The sequence below is a fragment of the Microbacterium sp. LWH11-1.2 genome, assembly GCF_038397745.1.
Lineage (GTDB): Bacteria > Actinomycetota > Actinomycetes > Actinomycetales > Microbacteriaceae > Microbacterium.
In genome coordinates this window covers 2,087,410-2,111,967 of the sequence record NZ_CP151636.1, presented here as the reverse complement: position 1 = coordinate 2,111,967, position 24,558 = coordinate 2,087,410, and the positions used below count along the sequence as shown (strand labels likewise).

General features: G+C 70.1%; 19 protein-coding genes. 8 read left to right on the top strand and 11 right to left on the bottom strand.

The features are described 5' to 3' along the window. Positions 1 to 5 precede the first annotated feature (5 nt). The gene (locus tag MRBLWH11_RS10160) at positions 6 to 2,804 is read left to right on the top strand and encodes a hypothetical protein (RefSeq protein WP_341947790.1); all 2,799 of its coding nucleotides are present in this window, start codon (positions 6 to 8) and stop codon (positions 2,802 to 2,804) included. A gap of 14 nt (positions 2,805 to 2,818) precedes the next feature. Here the strand turns inward: MRBLWH11_RS10160 and poxB are convergent, their stop codons facing one another. From poxB to gabT, 7 genes are all read right to left on the bottom strand, one after another. After that, positions 2,819 to 4,543, bottom strand: coding sequence for a ubiquinone-dependent pyruvate dehydrogenase (gene poxB / locus MRBLWH11_RS10155; protein WP_116635721.1), 1,725 nt, complete (start codon positions 4,541 to 4,543; stop codon positions 2,819 to 2,821). A gap of 133 nt (positions 4,544 to 4,676) precedes the next feature. Continuing rightward, the gene (locus tag MRBLWH11_RS10150) at positions 4,677 to 6,041 is read right to left on the bottom strand and encodes an NAD-dependent succinate-semialdehyde dehydrogenase (RefSeq protein ID WP_341947789.1); all 1,365 of its coding nucleotides are present in this window, start codon (positions 6,039 to 6,041) and stop codon (positions 4,677 to 4,679) included. Positions 6,042 to 6,067: 26 nt separating this feature from the next. Beyond that, positions 6,068 to 7,534 (bottom strand): NAD-dependent succinate-semialdehyde dehydrogenase, encoded by a 1,467-nt coding sequence (locus tag MRBLWH11_RS10145; RefSeq protein ID WP_116635719.1) that lies wholly within the window; start codon positions 7,532 to 7,534, stop codon positions 6,068 to 6,070. Positions 7,535 to 7,565: 31 nt separating this feature from the next. Continuing rightward, positions 7,566 to 9,110, bottom strand: coding sequence for an APC family permease (locus MRBLWH11_RS10140; protein WP_341947788.1), 1,545 nt, complete (start codon positions 9,108 to 9,110; stop codon positions 7,566 to 7,568). Continuing rightward, a complete protein-coding gene (locus MRBLWH11_RS10135) occupies positions 9,110 to 9,994 on the bottom strand; it encodes a universal stress protein (RefSeq protein ID WP_116635717.1) in 885 nt (294 codons plus the stop codon). The genes MRBLWH11_RS10140 and MRBLWH11_RS10135 overlap by 1 nt, the downstream gene beginning before the upstream one ends. Continuing rightward, positions 9,994 to 11,394 carry an NAD(P)/FAD-dependent oxidoreductase gene (locus MRBLWH11_RS10130; protein ID WP_116635716.1) on the bottom strand — a complete coding sequence of 467 codons (1,401 nt, stop codon included), beginning with the start codon at positions 11,392 to 11,394 and terminating at the stop codon, positions 9,994 to 9,996. The genes MRBLWH11_RS10135 and MRBLWH11_RS10130 overlap by 1 nt, the downstream gene beginning before the upstream one ends. 81 nt (positions 11,395 to 11,475) lie before the next feature. Further along, positions 11,476 to 12,837, bottom strand: coding sequence for a 4-aminobutyrate--2-oxoglutarate transaminase (gene gabT / locus MRBLWH11_RS10125; RefSeq protein ID WP_341947786.1), 1,362 nt, complete (start codon positions 12,835 to 12,837; stop codon positions 11,476 to 11,478). Positions 12,838 to 12,932: 95 nt separating this feature from the next. Between gabT and MRBLWH11_RS10120 the strand changes: the two genes are divergently transcribed. Then, positions 12,933 to 14,441: a PucR family transcriptional regulator ligand-binding domain-containing protein gene (locus MRBLWH11_RS10120; protein ID WP_341947784.1), complete on the top strand. Its 1,509-nt coding sequence runs from the start codon at positions 12,933 to 12,935 to the stop codon at positions 14,439 to 14,441. Positions 14,442 to 14,484: 43 nt separating this feature from the next. Here MRBLWH11_RS10120 and MRBLWH11_RS10115 read toward each other — a convergent pair whose 3' ends face one another. From MRBLWH11_RS10115 to MRBLWH11_RS10105, 3 genes are all read right to left on the bottom strand, one after another. Further along, positions 14,485 to 15,111, bottom strand: a complete 627-nt coding sequence (locus MRBLWH11_RS10115) for a TetR/AcrR family transcriptional regulator (protein ID WP_341947782.1) — start codon at positions 15,109 to 15,111, stop codon at positions 14,485 to 14,487. A 58-nt stretch (positions 15,112 to 15,169) separates the two neighbouring features. Next, positions 15,170 to 16,720, bottom strand: a complete 1,551-nt coding sequence (locus MRBLWH11_RS10110) for a glucoamylase family protein (RefSeq protein ID WP_341947781.1) — start codon at positions 16,718 to 16,720, stop codon at positions 15,170 to 15,172. A gap of 120 nt (positions 16,721 to 16,840) precedes the next feature. Beyond that, complete coding sequence (locus MRBLWH11_RS10105; RefSeq protein WP_341947779.1) at positions 16,841 to 18,313, bottom strand: helix-turn-helix domain-containing protein; 1,473 nt, start codon at positions 18,311 to 18,313, stop codon at positions 16,841 to 16,843. A 121-nt stretch (positions 18,314 to 18,434) separates the two neighbouring features. Here MRBLWH11_RS10105 and aceA point away from each other — a divergent pair, with 121 nt between their 5' ends. From aceA to MRBLWH11_RS10080, 5 genes are all read left to right on the top strand, one after another. Further along, entirely contained in the window at positions 18,435 to 19,775 is a 1,341-nt protein-coding gene (gene aceA, locus MRBLWH11_RS10100; RefSeq protein WP_341947778.1) for an isocitrate lyase, read from the top strand. A 58-nt stretch (positions 19,776 to 19,833) separates the two neighbouring features. Next, positions 19,834 to 21,489, top strand: a complete 1,656-nt coding sequence (gene aceB / locus MRBLWH11_RS10095) for a malate synthase A (protein ID WP_341947777.1) — start codon at positions 19,834 to 19,836, stop codon at positions 21,487 to 21,489. Positions 21,490 to 21,608: 119 nt separating this feature from the next. Continuing rightward, positions 21,609 to 22,043 (top strand): hypothetical protein, encoded by a 435-nt coding sequence (locus tag MRBLWH11_RS10090; RefSeq protein WP_341947776.1) that lies wholly within the window; start codon positions 21,609 to 21,611, stop codon positions 22,041 to 22,043. Positions 22,044 to 22,142: 99 nt separating this feature from the next. Further along, on the top strand, positions 22,143 to 22,400 hold the full coding sequence (locus tag MRBLWH11_RS10085; RefSeq protein WP_341947775.1) for a hypothetical protein: 258 nt from the start codon (positions 22,143 to 22,145) through the stop codon (positions 22,398 to 22,400). Then, the gene (locus MRBLWH11_RS10080; RefSeq protein ID WP_341947820.1) at positions 22,397 to 22,801 is read left to right on the top strand and encodes a PIN domain-containing protein; all 405 of its coding nucleotides are present in this window, start codon (positions 22,397 to 22,399) and stop codon (positions 22,799 to 22,801) included. The genes MRBLWH11_RS10085 and MRBLWH11_RS10080 overlap by 4 nt, the downstream gene beginning before the upstream one ends. 5 nt (positions 22,802 to 22,806) lie before the next feature. Here MRBLWH11_RS10080 and MRBLWH11_RS10075 read toward each other — a convergent pair whose 3' ends face one another. Next, entirely contained in the window at positions 22,807 to 23,325 is a 519-nt protein-coding gene (locus tag MRBLWH11_RS10075; protein WP_341947774.1) for an Lrp/AsnC family transcriptional regulator, read from the bottom strand. A 101-nt stretch (positions 23,326 to 23,426) separates the two neighbouring features. On the opposite strand from MRBLWH11_RS10075, the gene ald reads away from it, so the two are divergent. Continuing rightward, positions 23,427 to 24,521 carry an alanine dehydrogenase gene (ald, locus tag MRBLWH11_RS10070; protein ID WP_341947773.1) on the top strand — a complete coding sequence of 365 codons (1,095 nt, stop codon included), beginning with the start codon at positions 23,427 to 23,429 and terminating at the stop codon, positions 24,519 to 24,521. Positions 24,522 to 24,558: the final 37 nt, after the last annotated feature.

Sequence of the window (24,558 nt, the reverse complement as noted above, 5' to 3'; positions counted from 1 at the left end):
CGTCCATGGCACGTCCGAAGAAGCGCTTCCAGCAGCTCATCGAGGAGATCGACCGCACCCCGTGGGGTCCGGCGGAGCAGGCGCTCGTCGCCGAAGCCGTCGCCCTGGCCGTCGAGCTCGGCGACGAGCGGCTCGAGTACGACGCACGGATGCGGCAGACGGCATCTGCCAACATGGGCGGCGCCACCGACGTCATGCTGAACTCGTTCGCGTGGTGCCTGGCGCACCACGACGCCGACCCGCAGCGCTTCCCCTCCGACATCGACAACGGCGGCGCCGACCTGATGTGGCAGTTCAAGTGGATGGCCTCGGCCCTGCGCTCCTCTCCGGCCTTCTCGCAGGAGCAGATCGCCGCCGTCCTCGACGACATGGAGTCGCACTACCGCACCGCGGGCCTCGGGCTGAGCGGTGTGCTCACGGCGCGCTTCGAGGACGCCTGGGATGCCGGACGCTTCGACGATGCGGAGGCGCTGCGGGTGCAGCTCGAGGCGACCCCTCGCGACGAGCACAGCCACTGCGACGCGTGCGGGCGCAGCCAGTTCGCCGGATTCTTCGCCGAGACCGACCGCGATGCCGATGCCATCCGCCTCGTCGAGGAGATGATCGAGGGCGGCTTCTCCTGCGGAGAGGAGCCGGAGCACGCCCTGTCGCGTGTGCTGCTGCCCTATCTGCGCGCGGGACGCCCCGACGACGCGAAGACGGCGCACCTGCGCAGCTACCGGCTGGCGAAGGACAACCCCGACAATCTGCGCATCGTCGCAGGCAACATCGTCTTCGCCGCGGTCACCGGCAACGAGGCAAGGGCTCTGGCGATGGTCGAGCGGCACATCGGGTGGCTGGCGCACGACGGACTGAACGTCGACGCGCACTTCGCCGCCCTCGCCGCCTTCGCGGTCGCGCTGGACCGGGTGACCGCCGTCGGGCACGGCGAGACTCCCGTCCGCGGCGCCGACTCCGCCGGGCTCGTCCCGTTCTTCGGTGCGCACGACGGGGCGTGGACCGCCGCGGAGCTCGCCGCTGCCGCCTGGGCCGCCGCCGAGCGGATCGGCGCCGAGTTCGACCACCGCGACGGGACCGACGGTCATGCGCGCGCCCTGGCGCGGATGCGCGCGCTCGAGACCGAGAAGCACGACGTGCCGATCCGCTCGGACGCGTTCACTGCTCCTGCGCCGTCGGTCACGCCGGTCGACGCGGACGGCTGGTACGAGCGCGCGATGCAGCTCGCGCAGTTCGGCGCGGAGCACGAGATGCTCGAAGCCCTGCCCCGCGCACTGGAGGTCGACGACCCCGCGAAGCTCGCGCAGCTCCAGTCCATGCGGCTCGGCATCCTGATCGCGCTCGACCGCGCCGATGAGGCCGCCGAGCTGCTGCCGCAGCGGATCGCGGCCCTGCGCGCCGCCGGCCGGGACGAGCAGGCCGACCTGGAGGAGCGCCTGGGCCTCGCCACCTTCGGGCTGAACACCCCCGAGGCGGCCGCCGGACTCGAAGAGGAGATCGCCGCGTCCGCCGCGCTCCCCGCATGGTCGCGAGGCGATCTCGCGATCAGCCGCGCGTCCCTGCATCTGCAGGCCGATGAAGCGGATGCCGCGCTCGACCACGCCGAGGTGGCGGCGCGGGCGTTCGCCGAGGCGGAGGACACGCGCCTGTCCAACACGACCACCCTGGTGGCGATCTCGGCCCTGCTCAGCAAGGGCGACCTCGAAGCGGCATCCGCGCTGCTCGATCGCTTCCTGGCGCAGGACGACGTGAGCGTCGGCCATCGGGCGCAGGCACACCAGACCAGGGCGCGCGTGCGCGGGGGCAGCAGCGCCTATGTCGATGGCGCCACCGACGCGGATGAATCCTGCCGGCTGCTCGCCGAGCTCGGCGCGACCCGCGCGCTGGCCGAGGCGCACCTGCTCGCCGGCGCGCTCTGGGAAGACGCCGACGAGCCGGAGAAGGCCGTGTCGCGCTATCGGCTCGCGGCGCGCATGGGCGGGGAATCGGGAGGGGATTCGACCGGCGTGAACTTCCGGATGGCGCGCGCCATGCTGCGCGCCGGCGACGCCGTGGAGGCCGCCGAGCTGTTCGGCGAGGTGCTCCAGCAGGAGGAGCAGGCCGAGGTGCCCCCGGGTTCGCGCGCCATGACCGCGTCGATGCTGGCGCGTTCGCTGAGCGCGGCAGGCGAGTTCGGCCAGGCGGTGGGCGCGCACGGCTACGCGTCCGAGCTGTTCGCCGAGGCCGAGGAGCACGCCGACCAGGCCATGGCGATGACGGAGCAGGCCAAGATCCTCGCCCGCTTCGACGAGAACGACGACGCGATCGCCCTCCTCGAGTCGGCGGCCGAGATCGTGCGGCAGGCGGAGGATGCCGCCGGGGCCCGCGCCGAGGTGCTGCACAGCCTCGGCCAGGCCTACGGCGGGCGCGGCGACCAGCGCGCCTTCGGGCTCTTCGACGAGGTCGCGGCCCTGGCAGAGGAGCACGACGCGGGCTGGCTGCTGGCCGATGTCACCGACTCCCGCGGACGGGCTCTCGCCGAGCTCGGCAGGGTCGACGAGGCCGTCGCGGCGGCACTCACGGCGGCCGACGGCTTCGCAGGGCTCGGCGACAGCGGGGCGGCCAGCGGCTCTGAGCTGTTCGCGGCCCGCGTTCTCGCCGGGAACGAGCGACCCGCCGACGCGGTGCCGGTCTACCGCAGTGCCCTCGAGCACGGCGCCGAGATCCCTCCGCTCCGTCAGGTGGCCGCGCTCGAGCTCGGCGATGTCCTCGAGGCGCTCGGACGGCACGGCGAGGCCGCCGAGGTCCGCGCGCTCGTCGAGAGCTGAGCGACCACCGCGACTCAGAAGAGCTGGCGCCAGTTGGCCTTCGCGAGATCGAGGAGCTCGTCGCCGCGGCCGGACATGACCGTGCGGATCGCGTAGAGCGCGAAGCCCTTGACCTGCGCGGCCTCGATCGCCGGCGGCATGGACAGCTCCTGCCGCTCGGTGACGACGTCGAGCAGGGCGGGCCCGTCATGGTCGAGCACTTCGCGCACGGCATCCGGCAGATCCTCGCTGCGCTCGACACGGCGCGCGAAGATCCCCATCGCCTCGGCGATCGCGGCGAAGCTCGGGTTCTCCAGCCCCGTCCCGTAGGTGACGAAGCCGGCCGCCTTCATCTCCAGCTCGACGAAGTTCAGCGAGGAGTTGTTCACGACGATCGTCTTCACGGGAAGCTTGTTCTGCGTGAGCGTGAGGAGCTCGCCGAGCATCATCGAGAGGCCGCCGTCTCCGGCGAGCGCGACGACCTGTCGCTCCGGATGCGCGACCTGCGCCCCGATGCCGTGCAGCAGAGCGTTCGCCATGGAGCCGTGGGTGAACGAGCCGATGAGGCGGCGGCCCTCGGTCATCGAGAGGTAGCGGGCGGCCCACACGGTCGGCGACCCGACGTCGGCCGTGAAGATCGCGTCGTCGGCCGCGTACTCGTTCACGAGTCTGGCGAGGTACTGCGGGTGGATGGGGCGCTTACCCTTCGCCGGAACCGCCAGTTCGTCGAGCTTCTTCCGCGTCTTGCGGTAGTGGGCGGTGGCGTCGTCGAGGTGGCTGCGGTCGTCGCGCGTCGCCAGCCGAGGCAGCAGCGCCTCGGCCGTGGCGCGCACGTCGCCGACGAGACCGAGATCGAGCGGATGCCGCCTGCCGAGCTGCGCACCGCGGATGTCCACCTGGATGGTGGTGGCATGCTCCGGATAGAACTGCTCGTAGGGGAAGTCGCTCCCCAGCACCAGGAGGGCGTCTGCGGCCTCCATCGCGCGATAGCCCGAGGCGAAGCCGAGCAGCCCGGTCATCCCCACGTCGAACGGATTGTCGTACTCGATGAACTCCTTGCCGCGGAGCGCGTGCACGATCGGCGCGCCCAGTCGGTCGGCGAGCGCGATGACCTCGTCGTGCGCGCCCTCGACACCCGCACCGGCGAGGATCGTGACCTTCTTGGCGGCGTTCAGCAGCGTGGCGGCCTTCTCGAGCTCGGGCCCGCTGGGGACGATCACCGGGCGGGCGCGCTCGATCACGACGGCGCGGTTGTCGGCGATCTCGGCGAGGGCGACGTCGCCGGGGATGACGAGCACCGCGACGCCGCGCTGCTCGATGGCGGCGCGCATGGCGATCTCGAGCAGCCGCGGCATCTGCGCGGGATCCGCGACGTACTCGACATAGACGCTGCACTCCCGGAACAGCTCCTGCGGATGCGTCTCCTGGAAGTAGCCGGTGCCGATCTCGGTCGTGGGGATCTGCGCCGCGATCGCGAGCACCGGCACACGCGAGCGGTTCGCGTCGTACAGCCCGTTGATGAGGTGCAGGTTGCCCGGGCCGCACGATCCCGCGACGACGGCGAGCTCGCCCGTGGTGGCGGCATCCGCGGCGGCCGCGAAGGCCGCGGCCTCCTCGTGGCGCACGTGCACCCAGCGGATCGTGCCGTCCTTGCGGAGCGCATCCGTGAAGCCGTTGAGCGAGTCTCCCGGGATGCCGTACACCCGCTCGATCCCGTTGGCGTGCAGAGTCTTGACGATGTTCTCAGCGACGTTGGCCATGCTTCGACCCTACGCCCGTGGTGCGGCCCCGGATCGGGAGCGCCCTTCGTCTCGTCGCTGCGCTCCTCGCTCAGGAACCGAGGCTGCCGGTTCCTGAGCGAGCGCAGCGAGACGAAGGGCGCACGCCCTACGCTCAGCCGATGCGGATGAGCTTCTTGTTGACGAACTCGTCGGCCGCCAAGTGTCCCAGCTCGCGGGCCGTGCCGCTGCGCTTGATGCCGCCGAAGGGCAGCTCGGGGCTGTCGGCGAGCACCAGGTTCACGTAGACCATGCCGGCCTCGATCCTGTCGGCCACGCGCTCGGCCTGGTCGGCATCCGTGGTGAAGATGTACGAGCCGAGACCGAAGGTGGTGTCGTTCGCCAGGGCGACGGCCGCATCCTCGTCCGCGACGCGGTAGACGACCGCTGCCGGTCCGAACAGCTCCTCGCGGTAGACGTTCATGTCGGGCGTCACGTCGGCGAGCACGGTCGGTGCGAAGAACGCGCCATCGCGGGTGCCGCCGGTGAGCAGCGTGGCTCCCTGCTCGACGGCCTGGTCGACCTGCTTCTGCAGGTTCTCCGCCGCCGTCTCCGACGACACCGGCCCGAGGACCGTGTCGTCGAGCATCGGATCGGTCGCCTTCACGGCGCCCATCGCTGCCGTGAACTTCTCGACGAAGGCGTCGTAGAGACCGTCGACGATGATGAACCGCTTGGCGCCGTTGCAGGCCTGGCCGTTGTTGTCGAGGCGCGCGTCGACACCCGCCTGGACCGTCGCATCCAGGTCGTCGGTCGAGAGCACGATGAACGGGTCGGACCCGCCGAGCTCCAGCGCGACCTTCTTGAGGTTGCGTCCGGCGACCTCGGCGACGGCGGCTCCCGCACGCTCGGAGCCGGTGAGCGACACTCCCTGCACGCGGGCGTCGGCGATCATCGTCGCGATCTGCTCGTTCGTGGCGAGCACGCTCTGGTACGCGCCCTTCGGGAACCCGGCGTCGTGGTAGATCGCCTCGAGAGCGGTCGACGACTCCGGGCACTGCGGCGCGGGCTTCAGCAGGATCGTGTTGCCCACGATGAGGTTCGGGGCCGCGAAGCGCACGATCTGGTAGGCCGGGAAGTTCCACGGCATGATCCCGATGAGCGGGCCCAGCGACGAACGGCGGATGATCGCCGAGCCCTCGCCGAGGATCGCGATCGGCTGGTCGGCCATGATCGCCTCGGCCTGGTCAGCGTAGTACTCCGCGATGTCGGCGGCGAAGTCCACCTCGCCGAGGGCCGCCTCACGGGGCTTCCCCATCTCGCGCACGAACACGTCGGCGAGCGCCTCGCGGCGCTCCCGGTGCAGTTCGGCCGCGCGACGCAGAAGCGCCGCACGCTCCGCGACGGTTGACGAACGCGACCAGTCACGGTGTGCCTGGTCGGCGGCCGCGACGGCCTCGTCGATCTGCGCGTCCGTGAAGGTGTCGAAGGACGCCAGCGTCTCTCCGGTGGCGGGGTTGATGACGGCGTAGTCGGTCATGATTCGTCCTCTCGTTCGGATGCCGGTCAGGAGACGGGGATCAGCGTGTACTTCGTGGACAGGTACTCGTGGATGCCCTCGAAGCCGCCCTCGCGTCCGACGCCGGACTGCTTGACGCCGCCGAAGGGTGCTGCCGCGTTCGACACCACGCCGACGTTGAGACCCATCATGCCGGTCTCGAGCTTGTCGATCATGCGCTGGCCGCGCTGCAGGTTCTCGGTGAAGACGTACGAGACGAGTCCGTACTCGGTGTCGTTCGCGAGGCGCACGGCCTCGTCCTCGGAGTCGAAGGTCGCGATCGCGAGCACCGGTCCGAAGATCTCCTCACGGAGGATCGCCGATCCCGCCACGACGTCGGTGAGGACGGTCGGCTCGTAGAACGTGCCGGTGCCCTCGACGGCCTTGCCGCCCGCGAGCAGGGTGGCGCCGCGGCCGACGGCCTCGTCGACGAGCTCGCCCGCCTTGGCGACGGCATCCTCGTCGATGAGCGGTCCGATCGCGACGCCCTCTTCGGTGCCGCGGCCGATCTTCATCGCCTTGACGCGCTCCGTGACGCGTGCGGCGAACTCGCCCGCGACGTCCTTGTGCACGATGAAGCGGTTCGCCGCCGTGCACGCCTGCCCGATGTTGCGGAACTTCGCGGCGAGCGCCCCCTCCACGGCCTTGTCGAGGTCGGCGTCGTCGAAGACCACGAACGGCGCGTTGCCGCCGAGCTCCATCGACACGCGCAGCACGCCCTCGGCCGCCTGGGCGATGAGCTTGCGGCCGACCTCGGTCGAGCCGGTGAAGGACAGCTTGCGCAGACGCGGGTCGGCGATGATGGGGGCCGACAGCGCGCTGGACTTCGACGTCTGCACGACGTTGACGACACCGGCGGGGAGACCCGCCTCCTCCAGCAGCTTCGTGAAGAACATCGTCGTGAGCGGCGTGAGGGCCGGGGGCTTGATCACGACGGTGCAGCCGGCGGCAAGCGCGGGCGCGATCTTGCGGGTCGCCATCGCGAACGGGAAGTTCCACGGCGTCACGAAGAACGACGGTCCGACCGGCCGCTGCGACACGACCATGTGGCCGGTCCCCTCGGGGTTGATGCCGTAGCGGCCGCTGATGCGCACGGCCTCCTCGCTGAACCAGCGCAGGAACTCGCCGCCGTAGCCGACCTCGCCGCGCGCCTCCGCGAGCGGCTTGCCCATCTCGAGCGTCATCAGCAGCGCGAGGTCCTCCTTGTGCACCTGCACCAGGTCGAACGCCCGGCGGAGGATCTCGCTGCGAACGCGCGGAGCGGTGGCCGCCCACGAGTCCTGAGCGGCGACCGCGGCGTCGAGCGCGCGCTTGCCGTCGGCGGGCGTCGCGTCGGCGATCGTCCGGATGACGGCTCCCGTCGCGGGGTCCTGCACGTCGAAGGTGCCGCCGGTCTCGGCATCCGTCCACTCGCCGCCGATGAAGAGGCCGGTGGGGATGCTGTCGAGCAGCGCCTGCTCGGTCTGAATGCTCATGGATTCTCTTTCTGTGGGGAGGAGTGCGGGGTCAGCGACGGCGGAGGCTCGGCGGAGCGTCGATGCCGAGGGTCTCGCCGCGGAAGAACGCGGGCCGCTTGACCCGCTGCCAGATCATCACCGCGATGCCCACCACGATGATGAGCATCCCGAGGATGAAGACGATGCCGACGCCGCCGATCTGCGATCCGGATCCGTATGCCGGATCCATGGAGTCGATGAGGGTCGTGAAGAACAGCACCGCGAGGATGATGCCGCCGACGAGGGGGAACAGGAACGTGAAGAAGAAGTTCCTCGTCGAGTCGAACCACTGCTTGCGGAAGTACCAGACGCAGGCGAAGGCGGTGATGCCGTAGTAGAAGCAGATCATCATGCCGAGCGTCAGGATGGTGTCCCACAGCGTGTCCTCGCTGACCACGCGCATGACCGCGTAGAACGCGGAGGCGACGATGGCCGAGACGATGGTCGCGTATCCCGGGGTGAAGAAGCGCGGGCTGACCTTGGCGAACGACTTCGGCAGCGCGCCGTAGTGGCCCATCGCCAGGAGGGTGCGCGCCGGGCCGACGAAGGTCGACTGCAGCGACGACGCCGAGCTGGTCAGGACCGCGAGCGACACGAGGAAGGCGAGCGGGCCGAGGATCGGACCGGAGAGGTGGAAGAACACGTTCTCCTGGATGTCCTCGTTGCCGAGCCCGAGGTCTCCCGTGCCGACGCCCGCGAACATGATCATCGCGACCGCGAGGAGCAGGTACAGCGACACGATCGTGAGCACGGTCAGTGTGGCGGCGCGTCCCGGGGTCTTCTCCGGGTCCTTGGTCTCCTCGTTCATGGTGAGGGTGACGTCCCAGCCCCAGAAGATGAAGATCGAGAGCGAGAGCCCGGCCGCGACGGCGCTGAACGACGAGATCGCGAACGGGTTGAACCAGTTGAGGTCGAACGGCTGATAGTCGAACCCGTTGCCGTTGACGGCCTGCACGATCGCGGCGCCCGCGAAGAACACGAGCACCAGGATCTGGAAGCTCACGAGCCAGTACTGCAGCTTCTGCGTGGTCTGCATGTCGCGGTAGGAGACCCACGTCGCGCCGAGCATGAACAGCAGACACACGCCGATGTTGATCCAGGTGTTGCTCGCGAGGGCGGCGATGTCGGGGTTGTTCGTGATCTGCGAGAGCAGCAGGAACAGGAAGTCGACCGCGACGCCGGCGAGATTCGACAGCACCAGGATCGTCGCGACGATGAGGCCCCAGCCGGCCATCCAGCCGATCCACGGGCCGAACGCCCTGGTCGCCCAGGTGAAGGAGGTTCCCGAGTCCGGCATCCGGTTGTTGAGCTCGCGATACCCGAAGGCGACGAGGAGCATCGGGATGAAGCCGACGAGGATGATGGCGGGGATCTGCGCGCCGACGACGGATGCCGTGGGCCCGACCGCCGCCGTGAACGTGTAGGCGGGCGCGATGCAGGAGATGCCGATCACGACCGCGCCGATGAGGCCGATCGTCCCGGCGCTCAGGCCCTTCGTGGAGATGCCGGTCGTGACACCGGATTCGGGCTCCGTCGCCCGATTCGTGCTGCTCATCAGCGGACTCCTGCTTCGGCGCGGGTGCGCGGGACGACGATCATCGGGACGGGCAGCTCGTGCAGCATCTTCGCCGCCGTGGAGCCCAGGAACAGTCGGCGGGGCTGAGCCAGCCGGCTGGAGCCGACGAGGACGACCTCGCCGGGGAGCCAGGAGAGATGCGCGACCGCGTCCTCCACGGTGTCGCCGGGCGCCCGCTCGACGGCGGCGGTCCGACCGTCGGGCAGCAGCTCCGAAGCGACCGCGAGAACCTCCTGCGAGTGCTCGTCGCCGACCACGCGGATCGCTCCGGTGTCGAGTCCCGGCGGGACGTCGAAGGGCACGAGCGACACGAGCCGGAGATCGACGTCGGCGTCGCCCGCGAGGGCCACCGCCTCGTCGAGCAGCGCGTCGGCGCCCGGGCGGGTGCCGACGGCGACCGTGACGCGCGGGATGACGTGATCGTCCTGCTGCGCCGAACCCACCGGCGCGAGCGCGACCGGGATCGTCGACGAGTGCAGCAGCTCCGAGGCGACGCTGCCGAGACGATGCCGACCGAGGATGCCGCCTCCGGCGGCACCGACCACGATGACGCGTGCGCCGAACTCCTCACCGGCGGCGATGAGCCCCTCGGCGAAGGACTCCGCGAAGCGCACGTGCCCGCTGCGGGTCAGCTCCTGCGGCAGCCGGACGATCGCGTCGGCGAGCCACTTCTTCGCCTGGCCGCGGATGTGCTCCTCGTAGGCGCGCTCCGGAGGGACCGCCGCGCTGCGCGTGCCCTCGTTCGGGAGCACGATGACGAGGTGCAGCGTCGCCCCGAGGCTGCGGGCGAGGCGGGCACCGAGTGCTGCGGCATCCGCTCCGGTGTCCGTCGCGGTGTAGCCGACGACGACCGAGCCGGTCATCAGACGCCGCCCTCGGCCGAGCCGGCGTCGCGGATCGCGTCGACGATGTTCGCGGCGGCGAGCTGCCCCATGCGGATCGCCCCGTCGACGTGCTGGTAGCCGGCGCCGGCCAGGTCGCTGCACGCGAAGTGGATCGGTCCGACGGGGGTGCGCAGGTCGGCGCCGTAGCGGTGCAGGCCTCCCATGTCGAAGCTCGCGGCGTAGGCACCGCGGGTCCACTCCTCGCTGCCCCAGTCGCTCTCGTAGTAGACGACGGGGTTCTTGGCCTCGGCGCCGTAGTAGTGCGAGAGCGACTCGAGGATGCGCTCCTTGCGCTCCTCCGCCGACAGCTCGAAGACGCCGTCGGCGTTCGCGTCGGACACGAAGCCGACCAGCGTCCCGCGCTCGTCGCCGTGATTGGTGTTGTCATACGCCTCGTGCACGAGCTCGTACGGGCTGAACGCCGTGGCGCTCAAGCCGTCGTTCCGCCAGAAGGGCGTCTCGTAGACCGCGTGCACCTTGATCACGAACCCCATCGACAGGTGCTGGTGCATCTGGTGCTGGCGGCGCGGCAGGGGCGGGACGAACGAGATGCGGTGGTACAGCACCGGCGCGTGGGCGAGGATCGCGTAGCGGGCGGTGACCGTGAGATCGTCGGTCGTCGCGCGGACGAACGGGGTCCCCGAGCCGGTCGACGGCCCCCACTCCAGGCTCCGCACGGGCTGGTTCAGCAGCACGTCGTCGCCCAGACGCTCGGCGAGGCGGAGCGGCACCTGCTGCAGACCGCCGACCACGCGCTTGTCCAGGATGAAGTCGGCGTCGACGAGGTTCGAGTACGAGCCGGCGGATGCCGCCATGAGCAGCGACTGCAGCAGAGAGAAGGAGTGCGTGGGCTTGGTGAGCATCGCGGTGCCGGTGGCGAAGGCCAGGTTGCGCACGGCCTCGTCGTCGTCGGTCTGGGCGCGCAGCCAGGCGTCCCAGGTGACGGTGTCCCATTCCTCGGCCTGAGGGTGCGCCCAGGGGCGATCCGGGTCGATCTCCGCGACCATCGCATCGAGACGCTCGGTGATCTCGGCGATCACGGCCTCGGTCGCAGGCGACACCGGGAACATCTCACCCGTGAAGCGGTGCGACGTGCCGTCCGGGCCGACGTACACGCTGTCGCCCTCGCGGTAGCGGCTGTACGTCTCGAGCCCCAGCTCCTCGATGGCGTCCTTCAGCGCGTCCTGATCCGGAGAGACCCACTGCCCGCCGATCTCGAGCATCGCGCCCTCGATCACGTCGGTCCACAGTCGTCCGCCGACACGGTCGCGCGCCTCGAGCACGGCGACCGAGAGGCCGGCCTTGCGCAGGTCGTTCGCCGCCGTGAGCCCTGCAGCTCCGGCGCCGATGATCAGTACGTCGCGTGTGATCTCAGCCATGTGCAACTCCTTCGTCGGGGGGATGAAGTGCCGGTCGCGACCCGCAATCCCCCGATCAGGGTCGCGACCGGACGTGTGGTGTCAGGCGGCGGCGAGAGCCGCGGCGACGATGTCGAGTCCTTCGTTCAGCAGATCGTCGCCGATCGCGAGCGGAGGGAGGAACCGGATGACGTTGCCGTACGTGCCGCAGGTGAGCACGATCACGCCCTGGGCGATGCAGGCCTTCGCGACGGCGGCCGTGAGCGCGGCATCCGGGGCGTTGGTCTCGGGGTCCACGAACTCGGCGGCGATCATCGCGCCGTGGCCGCGGACATCGCCCACGCGGGCGTCGCCCTGCTGGATGGCGGTGAGGCGGTCGGTGAGGATCGTGCCGATCTCACGCGCGCGCTCGATCACGCCGTCGTTCTCGAACACGTCGATCGCGGCGAGCGCCGCGGCGCAGGCGATCGGGTTGCCGCCGTAGGTGCCGCCGAGGCCGCCGGAGTGCGAGGCGTCCATGATCTCGGCGCGGCCGGTGACGGCGGCGAGCGGGAGGCCGCCGGCGATGCCCTTGGCCGTGGTGATCAGGTCGGGCTCGATGCCGAAGATCTCGCTCGCGAACATGTGGCCGGTGCGGGCGAAGCCGGTCTGCACCTCGTCGGCGATGAAGACGACGCCGTTGGCACGGCACCAGTCGACGATGGCCGGCAGGAAGCCCTCGGCGGGAACGATGAAGCCGCCCTCGCCCTGGATCGGCTCGATGATGACCGCGGCGAGGTTGTCGGCGCCGATCTGCTTCTCGAGCTGGAGGATGACGCGGGCCGCGGCCTCGGGGCCGGCGAGGCCGTCGCGGAACGGGTACGACATGGGCGCACGGTAGACCTCGGGCGCGAACGGGCCGAAGCCGCTCTTGTACGGCATCGACTTGGCGGTGAGGGCCATGGTCAGGTTCGTGCGGCCGTGGTAGCCGTGGTCGAAGGCGACGACGGCCTGGCGACCGGTGTGCTTGCGGGCGATCTTGATCGCGTTCTCGACAGCCTCGGCGCCGGAGTTGAACAGGGCGCTCTTCTTGGCGAAGTCACCGGGCGTGACCCGGTTCAGCGCCTCGGCCACCTCGATGTACGACTCGTAGGGCGAGATCATGAAGCAGGTGTGGGTGAACTGCGCGGCCTGGGCGGCGACGGCGGCGGCGACCTTCGGGTGAGCGTTGCCGACCGTCGTCACGGCGATGCCGGAGCCGAGGTCGATGAGCGAGTTGCCGTCGGCGTCCACCACGACGCCTCCGCCGGCGGCGACGGTCGCGACGGGGACGGTGTGGCCGACACCGGCGGCGACGGCATCCGCCTTGCGCGCGAGGATCTCGGCCGAGCGGGGCCCGGGAAGCGCGGTGACGAGGCGTCGCTCCTGGGGGAGCTCGGGTCCGCCGAGGGGAACTGCAACAGCTGCGGTGTCGAGGAGTGCCATGCTCGCGAGCGTACGGCGGCATCGGACACCGCCGCACTCGCCCGACTGTACAATCTGGAGAGTCGGATCGCCGACCTGTACAACGGGAGTCCCCCATGGCCGCTGCGGAAGAGCCCACGCTGCGGGCACTGCTGCACCGTCGCGACCTCGGCCTGACCCTCGTCTCGCACGAGGATGATCTCCCCGAGGGTGCGCTCGACCGGTCGCTGCGGTGGGTGCACAGCTCCGATCTCGAGGACCCCACGCCGTTCCTCTCCGAAGACCTGGCGCTGCTGACCACCGGCCGGCAGTTCGACGAGCCGGGCGACATCGGCGCCTACGTCGCGCGTCTCGCCGACCGCGGGGTGCTCGGGCTCGGCTTCGGCACCGAGGTGCACCGCTCCGGCATCCCGGAGGAACTCGTCCACGCCTGTGCCGCGAAGGGGATGCCGCTGTTCGAGGTCCCCTACCGCACGCCGTTCATCGCCGTCGCCCGCGCGCACTCCGAGGCCATCGCCGCGCAGGCCTACGCCCGCCGGTCGTGGGCGCTCGACACGCAGCGCGCTCTCGCCCTCGCCGCCCTCCGTCCGCATGGCCTCGACGCGACGATCGCCGAGCTGGGCCGGCGCCTCGACGTCTGGGCCGGGATGTTCGACGCGGCCGGAGCGCTGCTGAGCTCGCATCCGCGCGATGCGGTCGAGACCGGCGTGCTCGACGACCTCGGCGAGCGCGTGATCGAGATCCTGGCCCGCGGACTCGAGGCCGGCCAGTCGCTCACGCTCGACGACCGCACCTTCACTCTCTTCACCGTCGGCCGGGGCGGGCACCTGCGCGGCGTCATCGCGCTCGCGATCGACGTGCTCGATGCGGAGGCGCGTTCGGTCGTGACCTCGGTCATCGCGATGGCGGGGCTGGCCATGGAGCAGAGCGAGCAGCTGGCCCGGAGCCGACGGCGGCTGCACGCCCAGCTCCTCGGCTCGCTGCTGACCGATGACCCGGGACTGGCCCGGCGCGTCCTCGGCGGCCTCCCGCCCGCCCCCATGCTCGTCGCCGTCGCGGCCGATGCTCCGGCGGGGACGCTCACCGACTGGTGGGAGCGGCACCGCTCCGAGCACGGCACGCCGTTCTTCCTGGCCGAGTCCGAGGAGGGCGTGACGCTCTGCCTGTCCGAGGCCGACGAGAACCTCCTCGACGAGGTCGCCGTGCGCTTCGGCATCCGCATCGGCGTCTCCGACCCGGAGGGCTACGACGCGTTCTCGCGCGCGCACGCGCAGGCCCTGACGGCACTCCGCCAGCAGGGCGAGCGCGGTGCGGTGAGGTACGCCGACACCGTCGGCTCGAGCATCCTCACCGCTCTCGCGACCGATGAGGCGCGACTCGTGGCGGAGTCCCGCCTCGCACCGCTGCGCGAGCACGACGCGCGGACGGGCGCCGATCTCGAGCGCTCGCTGCGCACCTGGCTGGAGCACGACGCGCGCGCCGAGTCCGCCGCCGCCGCGCTCGGTGTGCATCGGCACACGCTCCGCTCCCGTATCGCCCAGGCGGGAGGGATGCTCGGGATCGACCTGTCGTCGTTCCCGGCTCGAGCCGAACTCTGGACGCTGCTGCAGACCGCGAGGGACTGAGCGCACATCGCTCCGGTCGCACCGTCTCACCGATCGGGGTCGATCACCCCTGCGTTCTCGCGACCGGAGGGGCGGCCGGGTCAGCGGGGTGCAGGTAGCGGCCCACGAACTCGTCGAAGAGCACGACCATGTCGACCGACTCGTCGAGCAGCCACTGGAGCTGGATCCCGTCCATGACGGCGCTGATCAGACGCGCGGCCAGCGCAGGGTCGATGTCGTCGCGCACCTCACCGGCTTCCTGACCTCGGCGGAGGATCTCCTCGGCCTCGACGGCGCGCGTCCGGTAGCGCTCGGAGAAGTCGTCATGCGAGGGATGCTCGGGGTCGGTCGCCTCCGCCGAGACGATCGCGTACAGCGAGGTGAGCCCGCGAGAGGTCTGGTTGTGCGCGACGACGCGCCTCGCCTGCTCGAGCAGCGTGTGCTCGGCAGGGTCGCCCGCCGCGGCGCGCACCTTCTCGTCGCGCTGGTGGATGACCTCGGCGAAGAGCTCGTCCTTTCCGGCGAAGTGATGAAGGAGCCCGGCGGGCGTCACCCCGACGCGCTTGGCGATCTCCCGCAACGAGCCTCCATGGAAGCCCGTGCGGGAGAACACCCCGAGCGCCTCGTCGACGATGGCCTGACGCCGCGCCTGCCCCGTCGCATAAGGGCCGCGGGTTCCGCGGGGGGTCACCGGTCGTTCATCCGCATCCACAGCCAGCCCTCTTCCCACGGTCCGCGGCGGCGGGGTCTCAGCCGTGGTGGCCGCCCGCTCCCCACGACGAGCCGAACACCTGCTGCTTCATCGCCGGCCGCAGGCGCTGCTCCATCTCGCGATCCACGAAGTAGTCCTTGAGCTTATCCCCCGTGAGCTCGTTGCCGATCGCCGCCATGATCATCGACTGATCGAGCGACAGGTAGCGTTCGGCGACGGTGCCGCTGCGCACGGCGACGGCATCGTAGAACCCGCCGGGGCCGTAGGCGCCGAGATCCTGCTCGATGCCGTGGAGATTGCTCAGCGCACCCTCCCGGTCGTAGGGCAGCGCGAGGAAAGCGGCGTGCGGCGTCACGACGCCGTCGCCGAAAGCGGGGGCGGGATTCGTACCGACCGTGCAGCCGGGCCGGTCGACGTCGACGTCGGTCTTCTCGGCGTCGGACGTGTAGCCGTCGGATCGCATGCCGGCGATGTCGACCCCGTACTCCGCATATCCGCCGAAGGGATTGCTCGCGGGCGAGAAGCCCCAGTATCCGTAGCCGGCCTCGTCGAGCCCGTGCTGCTTCTGCACGGCGACCGTGATCGGGTGGTTGAGCTTCCAGGACTTCGGGCCCCACTTCGTCTCGGGGACGAGCAGGTCCGGCATGAGCGACTCGAACATGCTGCCGCCCCAGCTCGGGACGAACGACATCCCCTCGTACGTGTACGCGCCCTCCCAGACCTCGACGCCGTCGTAGGTGCGGTACTCGCCTTGCGGGAGCTGCTCCTGCCAGGCCCAATCGCAGCCCGGGGGCATGGTGCGGTGCGTGCCGTACAGCCCCGTCGCCGGGATCTGCCCGTTGGCGATGCCCAGGTAGGTCGCGATGCGGCTCTCGCTCACCGTCGTGTCGTAGTGATGGCACGTGTAGTAGGCCGTCGCTCCCGACCCGTTGTACATCGGCGCCGCGACGCTGCAGTCCGGCGGTGCGGCATCCCAGAATCCTCCTCGATTCGTTCCGGCCGGGAGCCCTGCGGCGCCGGCGGGATCGAAGAACGCGGCGAAGTCCATGGAGTCGTAGAGCGCGTCGGCCTGCGCCGCGAGCGCGGGCTCCGCCTCGCGCACGATGCGCAGCGCGGCGGCCAGCCAGCCGTTGTCGACCGTGCTGAGGAACGGATGCACGGCATCGCCGGAGTCGGGCCAGGTCGTCAGCTTCTCCCCGGTCGCGGGCGAGTACCAGTTGTAGAACATGCCGCTCGCGTCGTTGCGCTCGAGTCCGGCCAGCGTCTCGAGGGTCGCGGACATGCGCGAGCGCGCCTCGTCGGCGGTGATGATGCCGAGGTCGCGCGCGGTGACGGTCGACCAGAGGTACCCGCCGATGTTCGTCGGCGAGGTGTAGGCACTCGAGGTCTCGAGATCGCCGGTGACGTTGTCGGCAGGAAGCCCGGTCTCCTCGTCGGTCATCGCCACGAGGGACTGCCAGGTGTCCTCCGCCCATCGATTCAGGTCCTGGGTGCCTGGTCGTCCGCCACCCGCCGCGGCGGGGCCGGCGAGGGCCAGGCCGGCGACGACCACTCCGATCGTCGCCACTGCACTCATCCATCGCTTCATCGCGTCTCCTCATCGAGAACGGCGCTGCGGATCGCAGCGCGACTGACACGCGAAAAGCTAACATGTGTTCAATGTTGGCTCAACCCCCTCTGCCGATCGACGATGGCGACGGGATCCCGCTCAGCGCGGTGCGTGCGCCTCGAGGAACTCGTACACATCCGTCGTGTCGACGCCGGGGAACGACCCGGTCGGCAGTGTCGCGAGCAGCGTGCGGGGCGTCTTCACATTCGGCCAGGAGTTCTCGCGCCAGCGCTCCTCGAGGTCTGCGGGCGCCTGCCGGCAGCACACCTCGACCGAGTGCTTCGATACCCCGCGATGCGCGGTGTCTCGTCCGACGAACCACTTCGTGTCGTCGAAGCGCACGCCCACGCTCACCGAGTGCAGCCCTTCGCTCGACGCCTCGACGCGGGCCGTGCACCAGTAGGTGCCGTTGCCGGTGTCGGTGTACTGGTAGTAGGGATTGAAGCGGTCGTCCTCGTCGAAGACGACCCGGCTCGTCCACCGCCGGCAGCACATCTGGCCCTCGATCGCACCGAGGCGGTCGGTCGGGAAGTTGACGTCGTCGTTCTCGTAGGCCTTCGTGATCGTGCCCGACTCGTGCACCTTGAGGAAGTGCACGGGGATGTCGAGGTGACGCGTCGCGAGGTTCGTGAAGCGATGCGCCGCGGTCTCGTACGAGACGGAGTACGCGTCGCGCAGATCCTCGATCGAGATGGATCGCCGCGCCTTGGCGTCCTTCAGCGAGGGCACGACATGCGCCTCGGGGATGAGGAGTGCGCCGGTCAGGTAGTTCGTCTCCACGCGCTGACGCAGGAACTCGGCATAGCTGTGCGGTTCGGAGTGCCCGAGGATCCGGCTCGACAGCGCCTGCAGCACGGCCGTGCGGGCATCCCCCTTGGCCGGCACGCTGCTCGACAGGTACAGGCGCCCGTGCGCGAGGTCGGCGACGCTGCGCGTCGTCTGCGGCAGATCGGGCGCGTAGTGCAGCGTGAATCCCAGGTAGGCGGCGATCTCGGATGCCGTGCGCTGGGTCAGCGGACCGCCGGGATGGCCGACCGCCGCCAGGATCTCCGACGCCTTCGCCTCGAGGTCGGCGAAGTGGTTGTCCTGCCGTCGCATGAGGTGCCGCAGCTCGACGTTCGCCCGCCGCGCCTCCTCGGGAGTCGCGGCGCGCTCGTCGCGCAGGCGGTCGATCTCCCCGTGCAGAGCGAGGAGCGCCTTGAGGGCGTCGGTCGGCACCGACTTCGCGATGCGGAACGGATCGATCCCGAGCGCCCGGAACGTCTGTCCCTTCATCGCCCGCTCCAGTGCGATCTCGATCGCGCTGCGTTCGTCGAGGGGCTCGCCCTCCAGCAGCGCGTCGAGCGTGACGCCGAGGGCACGCGCGATGGCCTGCAGCTGGGTGAGCTTCGGCTCGCGTTTGCCGGTCTCGATCATCGACATCTGGCTGGGGGCGCGCTCGACCGCGGCGGCGAGATCGTCGAGGGTCATCCCCCGCGCCGTGCGGAGCTGACGGATGCGACGCCCGATCGTGAGGGCGTCGGTGTCTTCCGCGTCGGGGACCGGGGTCCCTGTGCCTGTCGAAGGGGTCATGGCCGCGATTCTGTCACAGAAACAGAATTTCGGGCATTCTTCACCCCCTGATCGGTCGTCGGAGGATGAGAACTTCACCCAGAGTGGATGCCAAGCCACCCACTCTCACCGAGGAGACACCATGACGAACACCGCAGCGACCCCCGCACCTCGCCCCGCCGGACTGCGCGCCGGCGACCAGGTACAGACGGCCGCGGAGCTCCGGGAGATCTGGGAGACCGACCCGCGGTGGGACGGCGTCGAGCGCACCTACACCGCGGAGGACGTCATCCGCATCCGCGGGTCCGTCCGCGAGGAGTCGACGCTCGCCCATCGCGGCGCCGAGAACCTCTGGAACCTCCTGCACACCGAGGACTACGTCCGGGCGCTCGGCGCCTACACCGGCGGTCAGGCCGTGCAGCAGGTGCGCGCCGGCCTCAAGGCGATCTACCTCTCCGGGTGGCAGGTCGCCGCCGACGGCAACCTCGCCGGCCAGACCTACCCCGACCAGTCGCTGTACCCGGCGAACTCGGTCCCCGCCGTCGTCCGCCGCATCAACAACGCGCTGATCCGCCAGGACCAGCTCGAGCACGCCGAGGCCCTGGCGGGAGAGGGCGAGATCACGCAGGACTGGCTCGCCCCGATCGTCGCGGATGCCGAGGCCGGCTTCGGCGGCCCGCTGAACGCCTACGAGCTCGCGCAGTCGCTGATCCAGTCGGGTGCCGCCGGCATCCACTGGGAGGACCAGCTGGCCAGCGAGAAGAAGTGCGGTCACCTCGGCGGCAAGGTGCTGGTGCCCACGCAGCAGCACATCCGCACGCTCAACGCCGCGCGTCTCGCGGCGGACGTCGCCGGCGTGCCGACCGTGATCATCGCCCGCACCGACGCTCTCGCCGCGGACCTCCTCACGAGCGACGTCGACGAGCGCGACCAGCAGTTCACCACCGGCGAGCGCACCACCGAGGGGTTCTACCGGATCCGCCCCGGCATCGAGTCGGTGATCAGCCGCGGCCTCGCCTTCGCGCCCTACGCCGACCTGCTGTGGGTCGAGACGGGCGAGCCCGACATCGAGCTCGCTCGTGAGTTCGCCGCCGCGATCCACGCGGAATTCCCCGGTAAGCTCCTGGCCTACAACTGCTCACCGAGCTTCAACTGGAAGCGCCACCTCTCCGACGCCGACATCGCGACCTTCCAGCAGGATCTGGCAGACCTGGGCTACAAGTTCCAGTTCATCACCCTCGCCGGGTTCCATGCCCTGAACCACTCGATGTTCGACCTCGCCCGCGGCTACGCAGAACGCGCCATGAGCGCGTACGTCGAGCTGCAGGAAGCCGAGTTCGCCGCCGAGGCAGACGGCTACACCGCCACCAAGCACCAGCGCGAGGCGGGCACCGGATACTTCGACGTCATCTCCACCGCGCTCAACCCCGACAGCGCGACCCTCGCCCTCGCCGGCTCGACCGAAGCCGCGCAGTTCCACTGATCCCCGTCCTGGGTTGCTGAGCCTGTCGAAGCACCCACCTCACGCGAAGGACTTCATCATGACCACTCCCACCGCTCCCCCGACCACGGCTCCGATCCAGACGACCCAGCAGGGTCCGACGATCGCGGTCACCGGCCCGCTGCGCGACCGATACGACGAGATCCTCACCCCCGAGGCCATCGCCTTCCTCACCGAGCTGCACCACCGGTTCGCCTCGCGTCGCCACGATCGGCTCGCCGACCGCATGCGCCGCCGCTTCGAGATCGGCAACGGGCACGATCCCCGCTTCCGCGACGACACCGCCCACATCCGCGAGGATGCCGAGTGGCGCGTCGCCGGAGCCGGACCCGGCCTCGAGGACCGCCGAGTCGAGATCACCGGACCGACCGATCCGAAGATGACGATCAACGCGCTGAACTCCGGTGCGCGGGTCTGGCTCGCCGACCAGGAGGATGCCACGAGCCCCACCTGGAAGAACGTCATCGAGGGTCAGCTCTCCCTGCGGGACGCGATCCGGGGCGAGCTGTCCTTCACCTCCCCGGACGGCAGGGAGTACCAGGTCACCGCCGAGCACACGCCGACGATCGTGATGCGACCGCGGGGCTGGCACCTGCCGGAGAAGCACGTGCAGTTCACCGATCGGGCGGGGCGCCGCACCGCGGCATCCGGTTCGCTCGTCGATTTCGGTCTCTACTTCCTGCACAACGCGCAGGCGCTGATCGACGGTGGCCGCGGACCGTACTTCTACATCGCCAAGCTCGAGTCCAGCGAAGAGGCGAAGCTGTGGGACGACGTCTTCTCGTTCAGCGAGGAGTACATCGGCATCCCGCACGGGACCATCCGCGCGACCGTGCTGATCGAGACGCTGCCCGCCGCGTTCGAGATGGACGAGATCCTCTACGAACTGCGCGACCACTGCGCGGGCCTCAACGCCGGACGCTGGGACTACATCTTCTCGATCATCAAGAACTACCGCGGCCGCGGTGCGCGCTTCGTGCTCCCCGACCGCAGCGAGGTCACGATGACGGTGCCGTTCATGCGGGCGTACACCGAGCTGCTCGTGCAGACCTGCCACAAGCGGGGCGCCTTCGCGATCGGCGGCATGAGCGCGTTCATCCCGAACCGTCGCGACCCGGAGGTGACCGCGCGCGCGGTCGAGAAGGTCTCGGCCGACAAGAAGCGCGAGGCCGGCGACGGCTTCGACGGCACCTGGGTCGCCCACCCCGACCTGATCCCGACGGCCCAGGCGGAGTTCGACGCCGTGCTCGGCGATCGCCCGAACCAGGTCGACCGTCCGCGCGACGACGTGCATGTCGAAGCGCGAGACCTGCTCGACCTCCGCATCGGGAGCGCGGTCACCGACCGGGGCGTGCGCGACAACGTGTCGGTGGCCATCCGCTACCTCGAGGCGTGGCTGCGCGGCCTCGGCGCCGTCGCGATCGACAACCTCATGGAGGATGCCGCGACGGCCGAGATCAGCCGGTCGCAGGTGTGGCAGTGGATCCACCAGGACCGCGTCACGCAGGAAGGGACGCCGATCACGGCGGAGTACGTGGAGGGGCTGATCACCCAGGTCATCGCCTCGGCCACCCGCAGCGCCGGCGACCGATTCGACGATGCCGCGGAGATCTTCCGCGAGGTGGCTCTGCAGGAGGAGTTCCCCACGTTCCTCACGCTCGGCGCCTACAGCCGCTTCCTCGTCGACGAGGACTGAGTCGAGGGATGAGGCCCCCGGGTGCGCGGTTCGGCATCCGGGGGCCTCTCCGCGCGCACGGTCGACTCCCTCCACCCCCTGTCGGCCCGTGGCCCGATCACCCGGCGTAGCCTGGATTCATGGCCGACGTGTGGACCGACATCTCCTCCGAGTTCCTGCATCTCTACCCCCGAGGGCGACGGCTGCTCGCCGTGGCGGGAGCGGATGCCGAGCGTTCGCGCCGCAGCGCCGACGAACTGTCCGCAGCGCTCAGCGCGACAGGACTGCAGGTCGAGCGGGTGCATACCGCCGACGGCGACGAGCAGGCTCTTCGCACCGAGGTGATCGCCCCGTTCCGCGCCACCGCCGAGAGCGAGAGCGTGCTCGTCGTCTCCGGCCCCTCCGCGCTGCTGAGCGAGACGGCCCGTGGGATGTGGCACCACGTCGTCTGGCAGCTGGCCGACGATGAGGCACCGCACACGATCGCCGCCGCGATCGTCGACGTCACCGACCCCGCGAACGCGAAGCGTCGCTTCGCGGACTACTGCGCTCTTCCGGCATCCTTCGGCGCGTGAGCGGACGCTGAACCCTCCTGCACCCAGAGGCACCGCGGGGTGTCAGGATGCTTCGCTGTTCGAATCTAGACAGATATCTATATTCGCTACACTGGACCGATGAAGACGATCTCCGTCGGCGACCTTCGTCAGAATCCGACCGCAGCCCTCGATGACGTCGAGCACGGCGAGACCTATTCCGTGACCCGGCATCGTCGGGAGATCGCGCGTCTGATCCCCCCCGTCCGACGCACACCCACTCGCGCGTCCGACTTCCTCGACGCGATCCGCCGAACGCCCATCGATGCAGCCTGGGCTGAGGACATCGTCGTCGAGCGGTCCGACTTCGACGACGATCGTGACGCGTGGGACAGATGATCGCACTGCTCGACACCAACATCCTGATCGCCGCGGATGCTGACGCCGAGACGCCGGCCTCCCTGTCGGATTTCTCGGATCTGCGAGTGAGTTCTCTCAGTTGGGCCGAACTGGCCAAGGGATTGCACACCACCACCGATCTCGCCGTGTTCAAGCACCGAAGCGCACGGCTGGCAGCGCTCCGCGATACGTTCGGCGAAGGCCTCCCGTTCGACGATCGTTGCGCGGCGGCCTACGACCGAGTGCTGAGCCACCTGAGCACGCAGGGGATCTCGCCGCGCGCGCATGTCTTCGACCGCATGCTCGCCGCGACAGCGTTGGCCCACGATATGACCCTCGTCTCACGGGACAAGGACGCCTTCTTCGGTCTCACCGACCTCGTCGCCGTCACGCATCGCTGATCCCCTCACGCGAACGACGCGGCCACCGAGTTGCGGTGATAGTCGAACACGATGCTCGTCCGCGTCGACGCGACGCTGCTCTGCGCGGAGAGGTGCTCCAGCACGAACTCGCGCATCTCCGACGAATCGGCGACCGCGATGTGCAGCAGGAAGTCGTCGTCGCCGCCGAGGAAGAACACCTGGATCACCTGGGGCAGCACGCGCACGCGTTCGGCGAACTCGACGATGCTCTCGCGACGTCCGCTCGGACGCAGCGTCACCCCGATGATCGCCTGGAGTCCGGCGCCCAGCATCCGCTCGTCCACACTCGCGTGGAACCCCGTGATGACCCCGCGCTCGACGAGGGCGCGCAGCCGCGCGTGGGCCGTCGAGGGGGCGACCCCGAGGTGCCCTGCGAGCTCGGCGTTCGTCATCCGCCCGTCGGCTGCGAGCAGCTGGACGATGCGCGCGTCGGTGGCATCCAGCGCGGGCGCCCGAAGAGTATTCGGCTGGGGGCCCTTCGATGTCGTCTCCATGCGAACCATTATTCAGGATCGTCCGCTCTGGCGAATGATCTTCACAGAATCTGTTGCTGGACCGAAGTTTCTGCGAATCTGTATCCACGAAACCGAGCCCTGGAGGATCGATGAAGATCGGCGTGCCCACCGAGGTCAAGAACAATGAGAACCGTGTCGCGCTCACCCCCGCGGGCGCCGACCGCCTCGTCCACGAGGGCCACCGCGTGCTGGTGCAGTCCGGTGCGGGCGTGGGCTCGCGCATCGACGACGACGCCTACCGGGCCGTCGGCGCCGAGATCGTCGCGACCGCCGCCGACGTGTGGGGCGACGCCGACCTGCTGATCAAGGTCAAGGAGCCGATCGCGCAGGAGTACGGATTCCTCCGTCCCGACCTCACGCTCTTCACCTACCTGCACCTGGCCGCGGACCGCGCGCTCACGACCGCGCTCGTCGACGCGGGCACCACCGCCGTCGCCTACGAGACGGTGCAGCTGCCCGACCGCAGCCTTCCTCTGCTCGTACCGATGAGCGAGATCGCCGGACGGCTCTCGGTCACGATGGGCTCCTACTCGCTGCTGCGCTCGAACGGCGGCCGCGGCATGCTGCTCGGCGGCATCGCCGGCACCCCGCGCGCGAAGACCGTCGTCATCGGCGGTGGTGTCGCCGGCGAGCACGCGGCGGCGAACGCGCTCGGCCTCGGCTCCCAGGTGACCGTGATCGACATCTCCCTGCCCCGCCTCCGCGACCTCGAGCACCGCTACGGCGGCGCACTCCAGACCCGCGCCTCGAGCCGCTACGACATCGCCGAGGAGCTGGCCACCGCCGATCTCGTGATCGGCTCGGTGCTGATCCCCGGCGCGGCGGCCCCGAAGCTCGTCACCGACGACATGGTCGCGGGCATGAAGCCGGGCGCCGTGCTCGTCGACATCGCCATCGACCAGGGCGGGTGCTTCGAGGGGTCACGCCCGACCACGCACGACGACCCGACGTTCGCGGTCCACGACGCCATCTACTACTGCGTCGCGAACATGCCGGGCGCCGTCCCCGAGACGGCCACGCGTGCCCTCACCAACGCGACGCTCCCCTACGTCTCGGCGATCGCCGGCAAGGGCTGGGAGCGCGCGGCATCCGACGATCCCTCCCTCGCCAAGGGCTTGAACGTCCAGGGCGGGCGCATCACCCTCGACGCCGTCGCCCGGGCGCACGGCGTCGCGACCGCCTGACGCGGAAAGAACCCCGGTTCTTGATGACGACGCGCCC